This window comes from Zobellia uliginosa (genome assembly GCF_900156625.1).
Classification (GTDB): domain Bacteria; phylum Bacteroidota; class Bacteroidia; order Flavobacteriales; family Flavobacteriaceae; genus Zobellia; species Zobellia uliginosa.
In genome coordinates this window covers 21,105-37,631 of record NZ_FTOB01000013.1, presented here as the reverse complement: position 1 = coordinate 37,631, position 16,527 = coordinate 21,105, and the positions used below count along the sequence as shown (strand labels likewise).

15 protein-coding genes are annotated in these 16,527 nt (G+C 45.5%); 1 reads left to right on the top strand and 14 read right to left on the bottom strand.

The window, feature by feature from the left end:
• Positions 1-23 precede the first annotated feature (23 nt).
• The 13 genes from hypE to BW980_RS21355 form a co-directional block, all read right to left on the bottom strand.
• Positions 24-1,085, bottom strand: a complete 1,062-nt coding sequence (gene hypE, locus BW980_RS21415; RefSeq protein ID WP_245800138.1) for a hydrogenase expression/formation protein HypE — start codon at positions 1,083-1,085, stop codon at positions 24-26.
• A gap of 70 nt (positions 1,086-1,155) precedes the next feature.
• The gene (locus BW980_RS21410) at positions 1,156-1,716 is read right to left on the bottom strand and encodes a transposase (RefSeq protein WP_076457200.1); all 561 of its coding nucleotides are present in this window, start codon (positions 1,714-1,716) and stop codon (positions 1,156-1,158) included.
• 36 nt (positions 1,717-1,752) lie between these two features.
• Entirely contained in the window at positions 1,753-2,847 is a 1,095-nt protein-coding gene (hypD, locus tag BW980_RS21405) for a hydrogenase formation protein HypD (protein ID WP_076457199.1), read from the bottom strand.
• 6 nt (positions 2,848-2,853) lie between these two features.
• Entirely contained in the window at positions 2,854-3,132 is a 279-nt protein-coding gene (locus BW980_RS21400) for a HypC/HybG/HupF family hydrogenase formation chaperone (protein WP_076457198.1), read from the bottom strand.
• A gap of 3 nt (positions 3,133-3,135) precedes the next feature.
• Positions 3,136-5,397 (bottom strand): carbamoyltransferase HypF, encoded by a 2,262-nt coding sequence (gene hypF / locus BW980_RS21395; protein WP_076457197.1) that lies wholly within the window; start codon positions 5,395-5,397, stop codon positions 3,136-3,138.
• Positions 5,398-5,470: 73 nt separating this feature from the next.
• Positions 5,471-6,166: a hydrogenase nickel incorporation protein HypB gene (gene hypB, locus BW980_RS21390; protein WP_076457196.1), complete on the bottom strand. Its 696-nt coding sequence runs from the start codon at positions 6,164-6,166 to the stop codon at positions 5,471-5,473.
• 66 nt (positions 6,167-6,232) lie between these two features.
• Entirely contained in the window at positions 6,233-6,580 is a 348-nt protein-coding gene (locus BW980_RS21385) for a hydrogenase maturation nickel metallochaperone HypA/HybF (protein WP_076457195.1), read from the bottom strand.
• Complete coding sequence (locus BW980_RS21380) at positions 6,580-8,061, bottom strand: hypothetical protein (RefSeq protein WP_139327761.1); 1,482 nt, start codon at positions 8,059-8,061, stop codon at positions 6,580-6,582. The genes BW980_RS21385 and BW980_RS21380 overlap by 1 nt, the downstream gene beginning before the upstream one ends.
• Entirely contained in the window at positions 8,036-8,293 is a 258-nt protein-coding gene (locus tag BW980_RS21375; protein ID WP_076457193.1) for a hypothetical protein, read from the bottom strand. The genes BW980_RS21380 and BW980_RS21375 overlap by 26 nt, the downstream gene beginning before the upstream one ends.
• Entirely contained in the window at positions 8,290-8,610 is a 321-nt protein-coding gene (locus BW980_RS21370; RefSeq protein ID WP_076457192.1) for a hypothetical protein, read from the bottom strand. Before BW980_RS21370 ends, BW980_RS21375 begins: the two co-directional genes overlap by 4 nt.
• Positions 8,607-9,086, bottom strand: a complete 480-nt coding sequence (locus BW980_RS21365; RefSeq protein ID WP_076457191.1) for a hydrogenase maturation protease — start codon at positions 9,084-9,086, stop codon at positions 8,607-8,609. Before BW980_RS21365 ends, BW980_RS21370 begins: the two co-directional genes overlap by 4 nt.
• 82 nt (positions 9,087-9,168) lie before the next feature.
• Positions 9,169-10,761, bottom strand: a complete 1,593-nt coding sequence (locus tag BW980_RS21360; RefSeq protein WP_076457190.1) for a nickel-dependent hydrogenase large subunit — start codon at positions 10,759-10,761, stop codon at positions 9,169-9,171.
• 21 nt (positions 10,762-10,782) lie between these two features.
• Complete coding sequence (locus tag BW980_RS21355) at positions 10,783-11,742, bottom strand: NADH-quinone oxidoreductase subunit B family protein (RefSeq protein WP_046287861.1); 960 nt, start codon at positions 11,740-11,742, stop codon at positions 10,783-10,785.
• 369 nt (positions 11,743-12,111) lie between these two features.
• Here BW980_RS21355 and BW980_RS21350 point away from each other — a divergent pair, with 369 nt between their 5' ends.
• Positions 12,112-13,926, top strand: a complete 1,815-nt coding sequence (locus tag BW980_RS21350) for a hypothetical protein (RefSeq protein WP_076457189.1) — start codon at positions 12,112-12,114, stop codon at positions 13,924-13,926.
• Here the strand turns inward: BW980_RS21350 and BW980_RS21345 are convergent.
• Positions 13,921-16,521 carry a glycoside hydrolase family 95 protein gene (locus BW980_RS21345; RefSeq protein ID WP_083690589.1) on the bottom strand — a complete coding sequence of 867 codons (2,601 nt, stop codon included), beginning with the start codon at positions 16,519-16,521 and terminating at the stop codon, positions 13,921-13,923. The genes BW980_RS21350 and BW980_RS21345 overlap by 6 nt on opposite strands.
• Positions 16,522-16,527: the final 6 nt, after the last annotated feature.

Genomic DNA, 16,527 nt, shown 5'->3' with positions numbered 1-16,527 from the left:
CGGAGCTCTTTTGTGTTCTTTGTTTAGCAAATTCTTGGTAACTGTTCGCCGGGCAACATGCTGATTACCCGCTTACCGCCTATACCGCTTTCCATAATCACTTGTTTGGGGTGTTCGTCGACTACGCTTCCGATGATCTGTGCATCCTTGCCCTTTTCATCTTGTCGCAATCGTTCCAAAACGGCATCTGCCGATGCTTCCGATACAAAGGCGATAAAAAGTCCCTCGTTGGCGACGTACAGTGGGTCGAGGCCCAAGAGTTCGCAGGCGCTTGCCACTTGGTCGTCGATAGGCAGGTCTTTTTGAAACAGGTCGATCCCTATTTCCGACGATTGGGCTATTTCTTTTAGCACCGTTGCCACTCCGCCACGTGTGGGATCGGTCAATAGATGAATGTCGGCCCCGTAGGCATCGATCAGTTCAATAATCGTATGGTTGAGGTTGGTGGTGTCACTTTTTATTTCGGAATCGAATTCCAGTCCTTCACGTACCGACATTATGGCCATTCCGTGCGAGGCGATATTACCGCTGATGATAATTTTATCGCCCACCGCTATATTTTTGGTACTGATATGGGCCTTTGGATGTATCGGACCCACCCCGGAGGTGTTGATGAATATTTTATCACCCTTTCCCTTTTCCACCACCTTGGTGTCACCGGTTACAATTTGGACCCCGGCTTTTTCACAGGCATATTTGATGGCGACCAAAATGTCCCAAAACTCCTTTACGGGCAGGCCTTCCTCGATAATAAAGCTCAAGGACAGGTATTTCGGGGTGGCCCCGCACATGGCCAGGTCGTTTACCGTTCCGTTTACCGCAAGTTCACCGATGTTCCCACCCGGAAAAAAGATGGGTGACACTAGAAAACTGTCGGTAGAAAAGGCGGTCTTTCCATTGAGTTCCAAAAAGGCACCGTCGTGTCTTTCGTCTAAAATATCGTTGCTGAGCAGGTCAAAGACGCCGCTGTCTAATAGTTTGTTGGTAAGTACCCCTCCGCTTCCGTGCCCAAGGGTAATGACGTCGAAGTCCAGTTTGGGCATGGGGCATTGCAGTTGCATGCGTATGTTATTGTTTTCTTTCATTTTTTTCGGTTAGACCTTAGGATTTATCAGACCTCACGGGTCTTCAAGACCCGTGAGGTCTCAAGGTCTATTATTCTAAAGTTAAACTTTTTTCCAGTTCCGTTTTTTTGTTCAAATGGGCATGTACAAAGTTGGTCCTGTCTTCAAATAGGCCTAGGATAAATTTCCGATCGAGCTTCGAGGGCAAATCGGACAGGTAACTTTGGTAGGACGAATACTTGTACTTTCTAAAATCATTGGTAAACCCGTGGTGTTCGGGGTTCAAGTGGACATAAACGATCAGGTTTTTAAGGTAGTTTTCGTCTTCTATTCTCTTTCTTCGGAATCGGTCCCGAAAAAGGCTTCCCGTGCGGTGGTAGGCCTTGTTGATGGCCTTGGCATAGGAATTGAATAGGTTGGATAGTTTTTGCGAAATCACCTTGTCGGCCACATTTTCATTGAATTTCAAAACGATATGAAAATGGTTTTTCAACAAGCAGTAAGCGTATATGTCGCTTATGGCATCGAGGTATTTGTACATCAATCGAAGGAAATAGGCATAATTCCGGTCTTCAACAAAGATGTTCTCTCTGTTGTTTCCCTGGTTGTAGATATGATAGTAATGGTCCGCTCGTATCGGTTCGTATTGCATTTAAATAGGATTTAGCCTAAGACCTGTCTTTTGCGATTATGCTTCCACCATTCCTGAAAAGTGATAATATGCGGCGCAGGCCCCTTCACTACTCACCATGGGGGCGCCCAAGGGATTGGTCGGTTTGCATGTTTTTCCGAATTGGGAGCACTCAAAAGGTTTTTGGATGCCCTTCATGATCTGTCCCGAAATGCATAATGGGTTTTCGGGAGCTTCCGCGATGTTGACATTGTATTTTTTGGTGGCATCATACTCGGCATACTTTTCGCGTACCGCATAGCCGCTATCGGGAATCTCACCGATACCGCGCCACATTTGGTTGTGAACCTCGAATACCTCGTTGATGATTTTTTGTGCCTCGGGGTTTCCTTCTTCCCGAACGATACGGGCGTACTGGTTTTCCACTTCCGATTGGCTCTGCTCCAACTGGCGGATGACCATCAAGATGCCCTGAAGCACATCCAAGGGCTCAAAACCGGTTACGACGATGGGAACCTTGTACTTGGCCGATAGGGGGTGGTATTCCGTGTTGCCCATGATGGTACAGACATGGCCTGCGGCCAAAAATCCATCGATCTTGCTTTCCTCATCGTCTATCACCGCTTTTATGGCAGGCGGTACCAATACATGCGATGCCAATATAGAATAGTTTTTTACTCCTCTACGGTGGGCATGCACGACGGATAGCGCATTGGCCGGAGCCGTAGTTTCAAACCCGACGGCAAAGAAGACCACTTCCTTATCGGGGTTGTCTTCCGCAATCTTAACGGCCTCCAAGGGCGAATACAAAACCCGTACATCGGCCCCTTCGGCCTTGGCTTCCAAGAGACTTTTTTCGGAACCGGGCACGCGGAGCATATCGCCAAAGGAACAGAGGATCACCCCTTTTTCCGAAGCCAGGTATATGGCTTTGTCGATAAGGTTCAAGGGAGTGACACAGACCGGACAACCGGGCCCGTGGATCATGGTGACCTTATCGGGCAACATATCGATGATGCCATTTTTTACTAGGCTGTGGGTCTGTCCGCCGCACACTTCCATAATGGACCAAGGTCGGGAAACGGTTCTTTTTATTTCCTCCAAATATTTTTTCGCCAAGGCGGGGTCGCGGTATTCCGACATGTACTTCATAATTCGCTATTTATCGGTTTTGGGTAAGTATTCGTCTACATCTTCCAAATCGCCCAATTCCCCTATTTCTTCGAGGTATTTGAACGTTTTTTGCGCTTCTTCCTCATCTACTTTGCTAATGGCGACACCCACGTGCACCAGCACATAATCACCTACGCCGGCATCGGGCAGCATCTCTAGACTGGCCTCTTTGGTAATGCCGCCAAAAGATACCTTGGCCATACGCACCATACCGTCATATTGCGATTCGATACTCTTTATTTTTCCTGGAATTGCTAAGCACATATTTCAATTTTTTAGATAGTGATGATAGCATAATTGTCCGAACGAAATGTTCTCGTCGTTACTAGACAATATACGATTAAATTTTAACTTGAAGCCTTGTGTTTTCGATAGTTTCAACAGTTTTTCGACCAATACCGAATTCTGGAAAACACCCCCGCTACAGGCTATGGTTTCACAATGGTTTTCCTTTGCCGTCTTTACGATGGATAGGGCCAGGGTGTGGATAAAACTGTGCGCTATCCGCGATGTGGGAATGTCATCCTTTTTTGCTTTTAGGATGTTGGCCATTAGGGTTTTTGTTGGGATGTTTTGATATGGGATTCCAGCCAGAAAATCAATAGGGGTATCGCCATTATCATCTCGTGCCGTGTTTTCTAAAAGCATGGCGGCCTCTCCTTCGTAGGAAGTCGTGTCGCCCAGATCCAAAAGCGAGGCCACGGCATCGAACAAGCGACCTACGGAAGAGGTTTTTAGGGTGTTTTTTTCCAACATCCTATTATAGATCTTCCATTCCGTGTCGGAAAATTTTTGTCGTACCCCTTCCCTTTCGGTCTCGGGAAGCATACAGAGCAATGACAAACGGGGTTCCTTGGCCATTTTATCGGCAGCAATCCAATCGACATATTCAAAATGGGCAAGGCGTTCCATTTGGTGGTCTTTATACATGAAAAACTCACCGCCCCAGATGGCACCATCGTCACCTAGGCCAGTACCGTCCCAAATGGCCCCCATAATTTTTTCCTTGGAAGGGAAGAGTTCATGTTCTCCCAAGACACTGGCGAAATGGGCCTTGTGGTGCTGCACGGTCCGTAGTTCGGCCTTCCATTCGTTGGCCCATTCCCTCCCCAGAATACTGCTTTGGTATTGGGGGTGGGCATCGATCAAAACAAGCTCAGGCCTTGTATCAAAAAGGGCCATGTGTTGTACAATGCTTTTTTGATAGCGTTGTGAAACGTCATAACTGTCGAGGTTTCCGAAATAGGGACTCACATAGGTATGGGTATTGGGAACAAAAGCAAAGGTGCTTTTTAGGTGGGCGCCCATGGCGAGCACCTTCTTATTTTCTGAAAACGGGGCGTTCAAATAATTGGGGGCAAGCCCACGGGAACGGCGTAAGGTAATTTGCTGTTCACCTGCAAAACGGACGACCGAATCGTCCTGGGGAAAGGTGATGTTTAAATTGTGGTGTACGAAATAATCGGCTACGTCCGCTAATTTCTTTACGGCATCGGCGGCTTCGGAAATGATCGGGGAACCGTGAATGTTTCCGCTCGTGGCGATAATGGGGATCTTCAAGGTGTCCATCAAAAGCGTAAGCAGGGCCGAAGAGGGCAACATGACGCCCAATTGGTGTAGTTTTGGGGCGATGCTTTTCCGTTCCAGATTGGCCATACCTTTTTTGGGGTCAAGAATGACAATGGGTCCTGCCGAAGCGGTAAGTGCCTTTTCCTCTTCGGTACCTAGTTTAAAGTCCTTTTTTATTTTTTCAAGGGAGGGATAGAGTAGGGCAAAGGGTTTGGTGGGACGTTGTTTTTTCTCCCTTAACCGGGCTATGGCCGTTTTGTCATTGGCATTGCAACAAAGCAAATAGCCGTTCGTGTTTTTAAGGGCTACGATGTTACCCGAAAGAATAAAGCCCGAAACCTTTTTGATGATCTTAGGGGTATCGGTAGCTATGGAAGTTCCGTCTGAAGTGGTTAGGTTCAATTGAATACCACATTCCCTGCAGCTATTGGTCTGTGAATGAAAGCGTCGATCGTTGGGATCGGTGTACTCCGTTTTACATGGGGTACACATGTGAAAATCCGATAGGGAGGTGTTGGCCCTTTCAAAGGGAAACTTCGTGGTTACCGCATATCGGGGACCACAATGGGTACAAGTGGTAAAGGCATAAGCGTATCGGCGGTCGTTCGTATTCCTGATCTCCGATTTACAGGATTCGCAAATGACAAAATCGGGCGTTAAGGGAATGTTGATCTGCTTTTGGGCCTGCGAAGGAAGGATCTTAAAATCGTCATAGGAGCGAAAGGGAATCTCGGAGAGGGTATGGGATTGGATAACCGAAATTTCAGGGGCCTTTTTTATAATGGCATTTAAAAACTCCCCTGCCTTTTCTTCCTCCGAATTTATATGGACCAATACCCCGTCCCCATTGTTGCAAACCATGCCTTTTAATCGATGGTGATGCGCCAAACCATAGACAAAGGGGCGAAATCCAACTCCTTGTACCTGCCCCGAAATAATGATTTGAAAAGTTTTTGCCATGGTTTTGAATACAGACCGACCTATAGACCTCACGGGTCTTCAAGACCCGTGAGGTCTTTAAGAAAAGAAAGACCTATCGCTTCTTTTGTTTAACTTTTTCCAACAACCAATCGCACCATTGGTCGATACCCTCATCGGTAATGGAGGATATCTGCAATACTTCTATTTCATGGTTGACTTCACGGGCATCCTTGGTAACGGCCTCGACCGAAAAAGGAACATAGGGCAAGAGGTCGGCTTTGGAAACCAGCATCATATCACTGGTCAAGAACATTTTTGGGTATTTTTTCGGTTTGTCGTCCCCTTCGGTGGTCGCCATTAGGGTAACGCGGTAGTCCTCGCCCAGGTCAAAGGAAGAGGGACAGACCAAATTGCCTACATTTTCAATGAACAATAAATCAATGTTTTCCAAGTCGAATTGGTCCAGTACTTGGTGAACCATTTGCGCTTCCAAGTGGCAAATGCCCCCGGTTACGATCTGTAGGGCCTGAATACCCGTTTCCCGGATGCGTTCGGCATCCCGTTCGGTTTCAAGGTCACCGACCATAACGGCAATGTTGATTTTGTCTTTCAGCCTTTCGGCCGTTTTTTGCATAAGGGTCGTTTTACCGCTTCCTGCCGAAGAGGTAATGTTGATCAAAAGAGTGCCGGTCTTGGCCATTTCCTTTTTAATGATATCGGCCACAAAATCATTGGCCTTCAGCAAATGGATGTTCGTGTTTTCACATTGCACGGTACCCCGTGCCGCTTTTGTTGATTTTTCTACCATTTTCTTTCCTTTTTTGAGTGACCCTTGGGGTCGTAATTCGTTGTTATAATGGGCTGGCCGCTAGGGTCAGTCTTCAAATTCTACTTTATGGATTAGCATTTCCTCGCCTTGGATCACATTTTTGCTGGGCCGGTCACAGTTTTCACAGATAAACCGATAGTTCTGTACATCGGTAACGTGGTTACATACCTCGCACTGGATCTTTAAAGGGGTCGATTCTATATGCAGTTGCACATGGTGGTACCCCGGATGGGTCAGGTGATAGGCGCTATAGGCATTGTGCAACAAACGCGGCTCGATGTTCGATAAGATGCCTACCTTTAAATGAATGGCCTTCATTTTGTCTAACTTTTCCCTTTCGAACTCCTGTTCGAGGGTGCGCATAATGCTATTTACGATCGATGTTTCGTGCATTAAATCAAACTTTTTACTTTTTCCAATTCCTCTAAATGCTGATCGGCCTGGGCAATCAGGTTTTTGTCTTCGACCAAGGTTTTTATCTCTTCGGCCTTGGCCTTCATTTCTTCGTATTTTTTCAGTTCTTCGGAACTGTTTTCGTTGTGGGTAAGCCAGCCGAGTTCCAATTGGTTCAATAGGGTGAGGGCCCGCTCGAACGGATAGTCGCTGGCCGTTCGTATTTCTAGGGCCTCGTTGAACAGTCCCGCCGCCTTCTCTAGATTGTCATGGATTTTCGCCGGGGGGAAATGCATCAGGGCCGTGGCATAATTGTGGCTGGCCATGGCATTTTCATAAGGATATTTTTCCTTGGTATAGAAGGCCAGTACCTCTTTGAAGGAGGAAGCACAAAAGGCCGTCCACATGGGTTTTTCTTCTGATGATACGGGAATTTCTGAATAGATAAGGGCCAGATTATGGTGTACATCGGCAAATTTCTTCGGATGTGTGTCCCGTTTAAAGACCTTTAAGACATCTTGGAAGGCATTGATGGCCGCTTTGTAATACTGCGGATTTCCATTCTTTGACCAAGTGTACAAAAGAATGGCTTTTTTGTACATGGCTTCCCCCAGGAATTCGGGAATATCTTCCTTTCTAAAATATTGGATCGCCCTATTGATCAATTCCTTTGATGCGATGAAATCTTTCTTGAAGTTCGCGATTTCGGCGGCATCGACCAGTAACATCCCTGCCTGTACGCCCAAGCCTTTTTCTTCGTAATAGGCAATGCAGCCCAATTGTAGCTCATGCACCTCATTTAATTTTTCGGGGTCGTAGGGCACCTGTAACTGGGCCATTAGAATACCGGCCAAATGGCTGTTCATGGCATTCTTGGCATCGTCGGAAACGGCAATCTTAAGTTGTTCTTCGGCCAATTGTTCGGCCTCCTGCAATTCTACCGAATCCAATAACAAATTCAGGTAGTGCTTTGCGGTAAATACCCTGACCTCGTCGTTTTCGGCCTTTGACAGGGCTTCGGTGAATCCTTTCTTAAGTTCGGCATGCCCCGGGGAGGGCGCTACGGCACCGTAATAGTTGATAATGGCACTGTTATGGGCCGAGGTGTTATAGCAGAAATCGATCATGTTGTGCGAAATCTCATAGCCGAACTGTAAATGGGTCGCGATAAGAAGGTGGTGGTATAGGGGCGATTCTTCCAAAACAAATTCAAAAGCCTTCTGGTGGTTCCCCAATTTATAGAAAACCAAGGCAAGCAAACTTTTTGGGGTAAACGGAATCTTGGGAAACACATAGGGCGGTTCCAAATCATACCAGTCCAATGGAACGGAGATGGTATCGACATCCACCGTCAATGTTTTTATATCCCGTATGCCTTCGGGGTCTTCGGTTACCGTAACCAGTTCATCCAATCGGTCTACGGTCGCAATCGCATCATTTGCTTTCTGCAAGGCATCAGTTGTCGTTAATATCGTAAGCATCTTTGTCTACTTTTTGTGTGCCACGGGGGTCTTTCGCCGCCGTCAACATCATGTTTCTGCCATATATCTCGGCCAGGCGTTCCGTTCTGTAATCCCCAATGGTCTGAACCAACACTTGTTTGGGGTCTTTGGTGTTGATGAAAATGAGTGAAACTTCCCAACGGCCTTTTACCGGGGTAACCTTGTACTGCACCTCGGCATCCATCAGCCAATTGTTGTTTTGTTCCGTCATGTAATGGCGACCTTTATTAATTGGGTCTTTTCAATAATCTCATAATCCAATTCCCTATCGCTCATATCCAAATCGTTGTCTATCAGCAATTCACGTACGGCAAGGGTCTTGTCACCCTTTAAGTTACGCGATTTTAACAGAAACTGCGTGGGTTTATACATTTTTACGAACCATTGGCTTGTGACGGGCGTAATCAAAATATGGCCCTGTTCCTCTACATAGGTCACATAAGCGTACAGGCTTTCCCCGAAAATGGGGGCTATCAATTCATGGTCTAGGTAAATATGGGACGTTTTTAGGCTAATTTTTGAACTCACGTGGGTATCGATAGCTTTAGGTCTTCCAAAATATGTTGTACAATTTTGTCCCCGGCGTCTTTCACTTCATCGCTAAGGTCTACCTCTAGCTTGGTATTTTCAATGGCCACGAGATATACTTGGATATCCTCTGGATATTCATCGCGAAGTATTTTTTTGGTATAGGATAAGGCCTGGTCCCATTTCATGCCATGTAAAAAAACCATAGGGTCGTCTTGCGGAGCCTTCATCACCTCTTCCGCGGGTACCTTGAACAAGGTGCCTACAGGCTCGTTGCTGTTTAAAACTGCATCGACCAAAATGATTTTATCGTGTCCCTTGAGGCCAAAGAGTACCTCAAAGGCAGCGGTGCCCATGTCAAAAATACTGATATCTTCCGTTTGGGGGAGCTTTTCGCGTAGTTGTTCAATAACGTAAATGCCTACTGCATCATCGCTTCGTACCGGATTACCAAACCCCATTATAGCCGTCTTCATATGCTTTCTTGTTTTAGATACAAAGACCTCACAGGTCTTAGAGATCTGTGAGGCCTAAGGTAATTATTATCGAAATCCGTAATTACAGTTTAAATCGGGATAATTCAACGCCACTATGTGCATCATGGGCATGTACGGTACATACCAGGCAGGAATCGAAGGAGCGCGCCACAATACCCACTTCAACGGGATCTGATGGATCTTCTATCTCGGTACCCATTAGGGCGGTTTCTATAGGCCCCGGGTTATCGTTGGCATCTTGCGGACCTACGTTCCATGTGGTCGGTGCCATTACCTGATAGTTTTTGATCACACCGTTTTCGATTTCGATCCAGTGGGCGAGGGCACCACGTGCTGCCTCGGTAGCACCGAAACCTTTACCGTCTTTTTCAACGGGTTTAACGTAGAATTCACCATCCAAATCGATCTCGGACAACCATTTTTCTATGAAGGTATAGATTCTTGGAGCCTCATGTACCCTGGCCAATACCCTGGTAAATACACTGGGACCCAGTTTTTTGATAATATCGCCGAACAAAGGATCTTGGATCTGATGGTCTTTGTTGGCCGGGTTGGCGTTCATGATGGCACGGGCCAATGGTCCGGCTTCGGCGGCATGGCCGTCGTAACGTGGCGATTTGGCCCAGCTGTACTGATTGTCAAAATCGGTTTCGTGCAAGGTCTGCGACTTCATGGGCGTTGGTAGGGGCTCGTCCCAAGGGTGGAGTCCGTCTTTTTGATTATCGTACCATGAGTGCTTCACGTGCTCGCTGATCTTCATGTGGTCGAATACATGATAGTTTTCCCCGTCGAAGAATCCGCTCGACGAAATCAAGGCGTCGTTTCTACCTTCGATAGTCGGGTTATTGTACATGTCTTTATGTAAGTAGGTTCCCGTTGCCAAGAACTTACCGACCCCCTGTCCGAATTTGTCCAATCCGAATTCGATTCCTGCACGTATCAATAGCCCAAGGTCGCTATTTCTCTGCGATTCGTTTTCTTCGACCCACGCCAACATATCGTCCCAGGTCTTTATTTCCATGTAACGTTCAATGGAACAACCCAACCAAACGGGTTCCAACCAATCATTTTTGAACTGGGCGAGAATGGCATGTGCCCTGGTGATATCCTTTAAGGTAGGGGCACACATGACACCACCTGGTACCATATAGCTCGAGTGCGGCCATTGGCCACCGAACAAAGCGTATATCTGAACAGGCAGTCCACTGGCGGTCAACCCAATTTGAAAGGTTTCGCCGACGTAGGCGGACCAGCGTTTCACTACTTCCTTATACAACGGCTTATCGGCGTATTTTTTATTCGCCAAATCGGTCGCGAAGATGGCGTAGAACCATCTTGGGATACTTTGAAGGGTTTCCGAAGCCTGGCCGATGGCCCTTAACAAAAGGGCATTGGGCGTTAACTTGGTACCCCATGCGGTATCGAGTGCCGAAGAGGCACAATAGAGGTGAGACCCTCCACAGATTCCACAAATTCTAGGCGTAACCACGAGTCCCGATTGGGGGTCCTTGCCCGCCATTATTTTTTCAAAGCCCCTGAACATTGCCGCTTGCGTATGGGCGCGGGTAACCTTACCGTTGTCGATATAGACCTTTACGTCCAAATCGCCCTCAACGCGGCCAACAGGAGATATATTTAATTCTTTAACTGACATTTTAAATGCTTTAAGGTTCGGTTATTTTGAAGTTTCCTGTACTCTCTTATTCGAAGGCATGATCTTTTGGAAACCTGCCTCCATATAATAGGCTAGTTTAGTTCTTCCTTCAGGAACCTCTTTTGGAAACGTGCCCATATATTTCATGGTTTTCATAACGCTTCCCTTTTTGAGGTCGTGGTGTGGGAAACCGGGTTCGGTACAACCAAGGCAAGGATGATTGGCCCTTGTCTTACTGGACTGTCTGTTCCACAAAATGTTGTTACAGCTCGCCCTGGTCATTGGTCCTCTACAACCAACCTCATAGAATAGGCATCCGCCACGTCTACCAAAGCCACCATCTACTTTTTGTGCAAAGTTGACCACATTGGTACAACCCGTTTGTACAAAATCGGTAAAGAAGGTCTTTGGCCTGTGGTAATCGTCGATTTGAACATCACCGATCCTTCCTACGGCGATGGCCACAAGAATTTGGGTGATCCAATCGGGGTGGGCCGGACAACCGGGAATATTAATTACCGGTAAGCCTCCTTTTGATACATAGTCGGCCCCTAGGAAACCACCTTTGTTTTTCTTATGGAATTGCAATCCGGTAGACTCACTGGGGTTCGGAGGAACCGCAGGTATACCTCCCCATGTTGCGCAATCGCCGATAGCGACGACATAACCTGCAACTTCAGAGAGTTCTTTGATCCAGTCCATCATCGGACGGTCGGCGAAATAGTTCATTGTACCCGTGTTGTTCGGGCCTTGGATCAATGAACCTTCGTAAACAAGGATGTCCATCTGCACCTTACCGGCGAGAATATCCTTTAAGAGATCTTGAACTTGGTCCCCAATCTGTAAACCCGTTGTGGGGTGCCATAAAATGTTGAGGCCGAAGTCGGTAATAAGCTCCACCACGGTGGGTTCCTCGGCATTTAAAAAGGACATGGTGTTGCCACTACATGCGCCTCCTTGCAACCATAATACATTTGCCATATTCTTATGAAATATTTGGTTTGGAGATATTAAAGTATAAATATGACACTTATTTAGCAAAATAATTATGAAATTCTCATTAATTTGGAATATATCTAAATAAAATGTAAGGCTATTCTGATGTTTAAGTGAAGGGGAAGGGGTTTGATGGAAAATCCGCCTTTTTAGAAGGTGGTTTTGCGCTTTATGATTCTTGGTTGTGCTTGGAATTAGGAGGGCTAGGTGTAGCCCTACGGTATTTTGGGCTTCAGGAAACCTGATTAAAATCATATTTTGTAAGAAATTAAGATCCGATTTTTGTGGGTTTAATTTTGGTTTTATGGACGAAGAGGTTCACTAGGGTCAAATCATCGCAAAAATTATATTTTTATGACGTACGCACATTCCTTTCACATCCCGGTTATGGGTATAGGTTTTACTATTGACTCTCCCTTAAAAGTTTCACAATTCGGTATCGATTCGGTCATCTCATTGGTCGACGATGTGCTTCTGGAAAGGCTACGCAAGATGTATTCGGGCAAGCATGGCCTACCGTACAAGGAGATTACCGACAACCAAAATGATTTTAGGGCGAAACGTATCAGCTCGTATCTCAATATGGTCCATGATCTGGCCCATGAGAAATTCGAGGAATTCAAGATTAGCACCACCGAAACCGCACATAGCATCAAAGAATACTTTCATATGCTGCCAGACTCGTCAACGTTTAAGCGGGAATTTAACCAGCTTACGGAACATTGCTTCAATTTGACCGAAATCAAGGACTGGGTAAGGGAACACATGCCCATGGGGAGTATTGATGTGAACATCATGACGAAGGTCGATAAGGACAATTATGTTAAAAAGGAAAAGCTGTCCTCGGAATATAACGATGCCCATGCGGCCCTAAGGGGCTTCGCAAAAAGTAAGTTGCAGTCTTCCGTAGTGCTCTCTGCGGGAATGAACCCCAGACTGTATAGCTATTTGGAGCAGTTTGATGACTTTTACCCCGATGCCGAGGGAAGGGTCAAAAAGAAAATAGTTCTTAAGGTAAGTGATTACCGTTCGGCTTTGATCCAAGGAAAGTTTTTGGCAAAAAAAGGAATTTGGGTTTCGGAGTATCGCGTGGAGTCAGGGCTCAATTGTGGGGGCCATGCCTTTGCCACGGATGGCTATTTAATGGGGCCGATTCTTCAACAGTTTAAAGATCATCGACAAGAACTGATCGATACGGTTCACGGGCTTTTGACCGGAGCACTTGAAAGCAAGGGGCGTATGCTTCCTAAAAGACCGTTGCCCTTAAAGATTTCTGCCCAGGGGGGTGTGGGTACGGCCGAAGAGCATCAATTTCTTCTTGATACCTACCAGATAGACTCCGTAGGTTGGGGTTCCGCTTTTCTTTTGGTGCCAGAAGCCACTACGGTGGATCAAGATACTTTGGGCAAATTGGTAAAAGCGAAAGAGGACGATCTTTATTTGAGCAATATTTCCCCTCTCGGTATTCCTTTTCATAGTTTAAAGGGAAATACCAAGGATTTGGAAAAAGAGAAACGTATTTCTGCGGGAAGACCTGGTAGTCCGTGTCCGAAAAAATTCGTGGCACTGAACAAAGATTTTAATGAGAAGGGCCTGTGTACGGCATCGCGTCAATACCAAAATCAAAAGTTAAGGGAACTTAAAAGTCAAAACCTATCAAAAGCCGAGTACGAATACCATTTTCGGAAGATTACCGAAAAATCGTGTACTTGCGTAGGTTTGGGAACGACGGCACTTTTGGCCTATGACTTGGATACCAAAATCGAAGGGGAAGGGGTGTCGGTCTGTCCGGGCCCGAATATGGCCTATTTTTCAAAGCTTACTTCCCTAAAGGAAATGATTGACCATATTTATGGCGAAACCAATATCATCGCACGTACCGACCGCCCGAATATGTTTGTAAAGGAACTGCATATCTACCTCGAATATTTCAAGGAACAGATTGCGGAATACGAAAGGTCGCCATCAGACAAACAGAAAAAGCAATTGTTGTCATTTGGCGAACACCTAAACGACGGCATTACCTATTACGAAAACTTGTTTGGGGAAGGCCAAGAAGGGAAGGCCCCCTCATGCGGACATTTGTTGGACCAGTTGAGGGGAAGCCGTGAACTTCTAAAACAATTGCTTCAGGAAATTGAAGTGTTTGATGGGTGTAATAGTCTATGATCGACCTGATCTTGTTATATGACAAGTATCTCCCGGTTTTACTTCTATCAAGTATTCGTAAAAATCAGGTACGTCGATTTGCGGTAAAGCTATCTCCTTATGGTCTAAGTGCTTTCTTGGTTTTAAGGGTTGTAATAAATAATTGGGTTTCGATTCTTTAGATAATGTTCCACCTGAAATATGTAAGGGGACGGCGCTTCGTATTGGCAGGGTACCTTTCTTACTTACTTTAATGGTGGCTTCCTTCAATTGATTTCTTTTCCAAGTTATATCGACCTCGAAATCGCCCCGGGCCTTAAGGCCTCTAACACTACCCTCTTTCCATTTTGTGGGTAATGCCGGGAGCAAGTGTACAAAGCCATCGTGAGATTGCAGCAACATTTCTGCAATACCGGCCGTAGCTCCAAAATTACCATCAATTTGAAAAGGGGGATGGGCATCGAACATGTTAGGGTAGCTGCCTGAACCCTTAAATTTGGGGTCGTTCTCTTTAACGAGATTAATAAGACTGGACATGATTTTGAGCGATTTGTCACCATCATACAAGCGCGCCCACATATTTACTTTCCAACCCATTGACCAACCTGTAGCCTTATCCCCCCTTCTAATTAATACCTGTTTTACCGCTCGGGTCAGTTCAGGATTGGAAGTCGGCGTAATTTGATTTCCAGGGTGAAAAGGATACAAATGTGAAATATGGCGATGGTGTATATCTTTGTCTTCAAAATCAAACTGCCATTCTTGCAATTGGCCGTGTTTGCCGATTTGGTAAGGCAGTAGCTTGTTTTGTTTGTCAATGATTTCTTTTCTTAATTCGATGTCTTCAATGCCAAGAATATCAACGGTTTGTAGGTATCGTTCGAAGCTTTCTTTTATCAAGGCCATATCCATTGTAGGTCCCTGACTCATTGTCGAACTCTTTCCGTTTCCATATAGAAAACTCTGTTCTGGAGAATGCCCTACAGGGGTAACCAAGTAGCCTTCTTTATTTGGCACCAACCAATCTTTATAAAAGAGTACAGTGCCTTTAAGCAAAGGGTAGACTTCTTCCAATAAGAATTTTTTGTTACCGGTAAAGAGGTAATGTTCCCAAAAATGGCTGGTTAGCCAGCCAGAGGCCATTGGCCAAAAAGAGCAGGGACATGAATCGACTGGACCTGAATTTCTCCAAATAGTCATGTTGTGATTGGCGACCCAACCATGATTCCCATACATTGTCCACGCTGTTTTACGCCCATTTTCGGCTAGTTCTTTTATAGAGTCAAAGAAAGGTTCGTGACATTCTGAAAGATTGGTCACCTCTGCCGGCCAATAGTTCATTTCCATATTGATATTCATGGTATAACCACTTGCCCAAGGCGGGATCAATTGATCATTCCAAATGCCTTGTAAGTTAAGCGGTTGCCCGCCAGGTCTAGATCCAGCTATCATTAGATAGCGACCGTATTGAAAGAATAACGATACGAGGTTTTCATCGCCTCCTTCTTTGTAATGTTGAATACGTTCGTCCGTCGGTCGTTGAGAACGCTTTCCAATTTTGTTGATATTCAGGTCGACCCGGTCGAATAAGGAAGTGTAATCGGAAATGTGACGTTCTTTGATGGTCTCATAATCGAATTGTTTTACATTTTCAAGCTGTAGGATGGCTTTTTTATAAGCTAATTCTTTGCTTGTAGGGCTTTCGTCAAATGAGGTAAAGCTTGTTGCCGCTGTAAGTACAATGGTTATTTCCGAGACGTTCACAAATTTTAGTTTTCCATTTTCATAGAATACTTCGCCACCAGTGTGACTCAATTTTAAGCGTGTTTGGAAATACATGCCCAATCCATCAACTTCATCATGATATAATATTTGTTTGGCGATAGGTTTCCTGGTTCGGTCAGGGTTATATATTTCAGGGTATTTATGTTCGTCCCCATATTTTTCTACGTGATCTAGGGTGCGCCTTAACCCGAAGCCAGGGACTTGTGCGTTTAGAAACATAGTACGTCCCTCTCCGCCTATTTCCATGGTCGGTTCATGTATTGTAGATAAAGATACCGTACCACTCATTTTATTGGGGCCATCGGCTGAAAGCCTTATCGCAAAAATATGGTCGGGATGACTTGCCAGAATCTCCCGATCGTAATGGGTTTTGCCAATTGTATATGAGACGTGGTGTACGGCCTTTGATATATCTAGAACTCTTTTGTAATTCGAGACTTTTCCTTTATGGTCCATTTCTATCCATAAATCGCTCATAGGTTGATATAGGTCCTGAGCCTTGCCCAGCCACTTTTTCTGAACCATTTCTTGGCCTTCGGCATATTTGCCTTCTTCGAACAAGCTGATAATTTTATTATAGTCTTCCCGGATATTGAAATTTTCGTATTTACGATTTGGATCTCCACTATACAGTGTTGATTCATTTAGTTGAATGTGCTCTTTGAAAGGATTTCCAAATATCATGCCTCCCATATAACCATTGCCAATAGGTAGGGCTTCCGTCCAAACCTCGGCTGGCTTGTCATATTGCAATACATTAGTACCATTTGTTTGTCCGTAAGTGGTACTCACAAAAAGTAAAAAGACTATCGCCCCAATTGTTCGGTTCATTTTCAT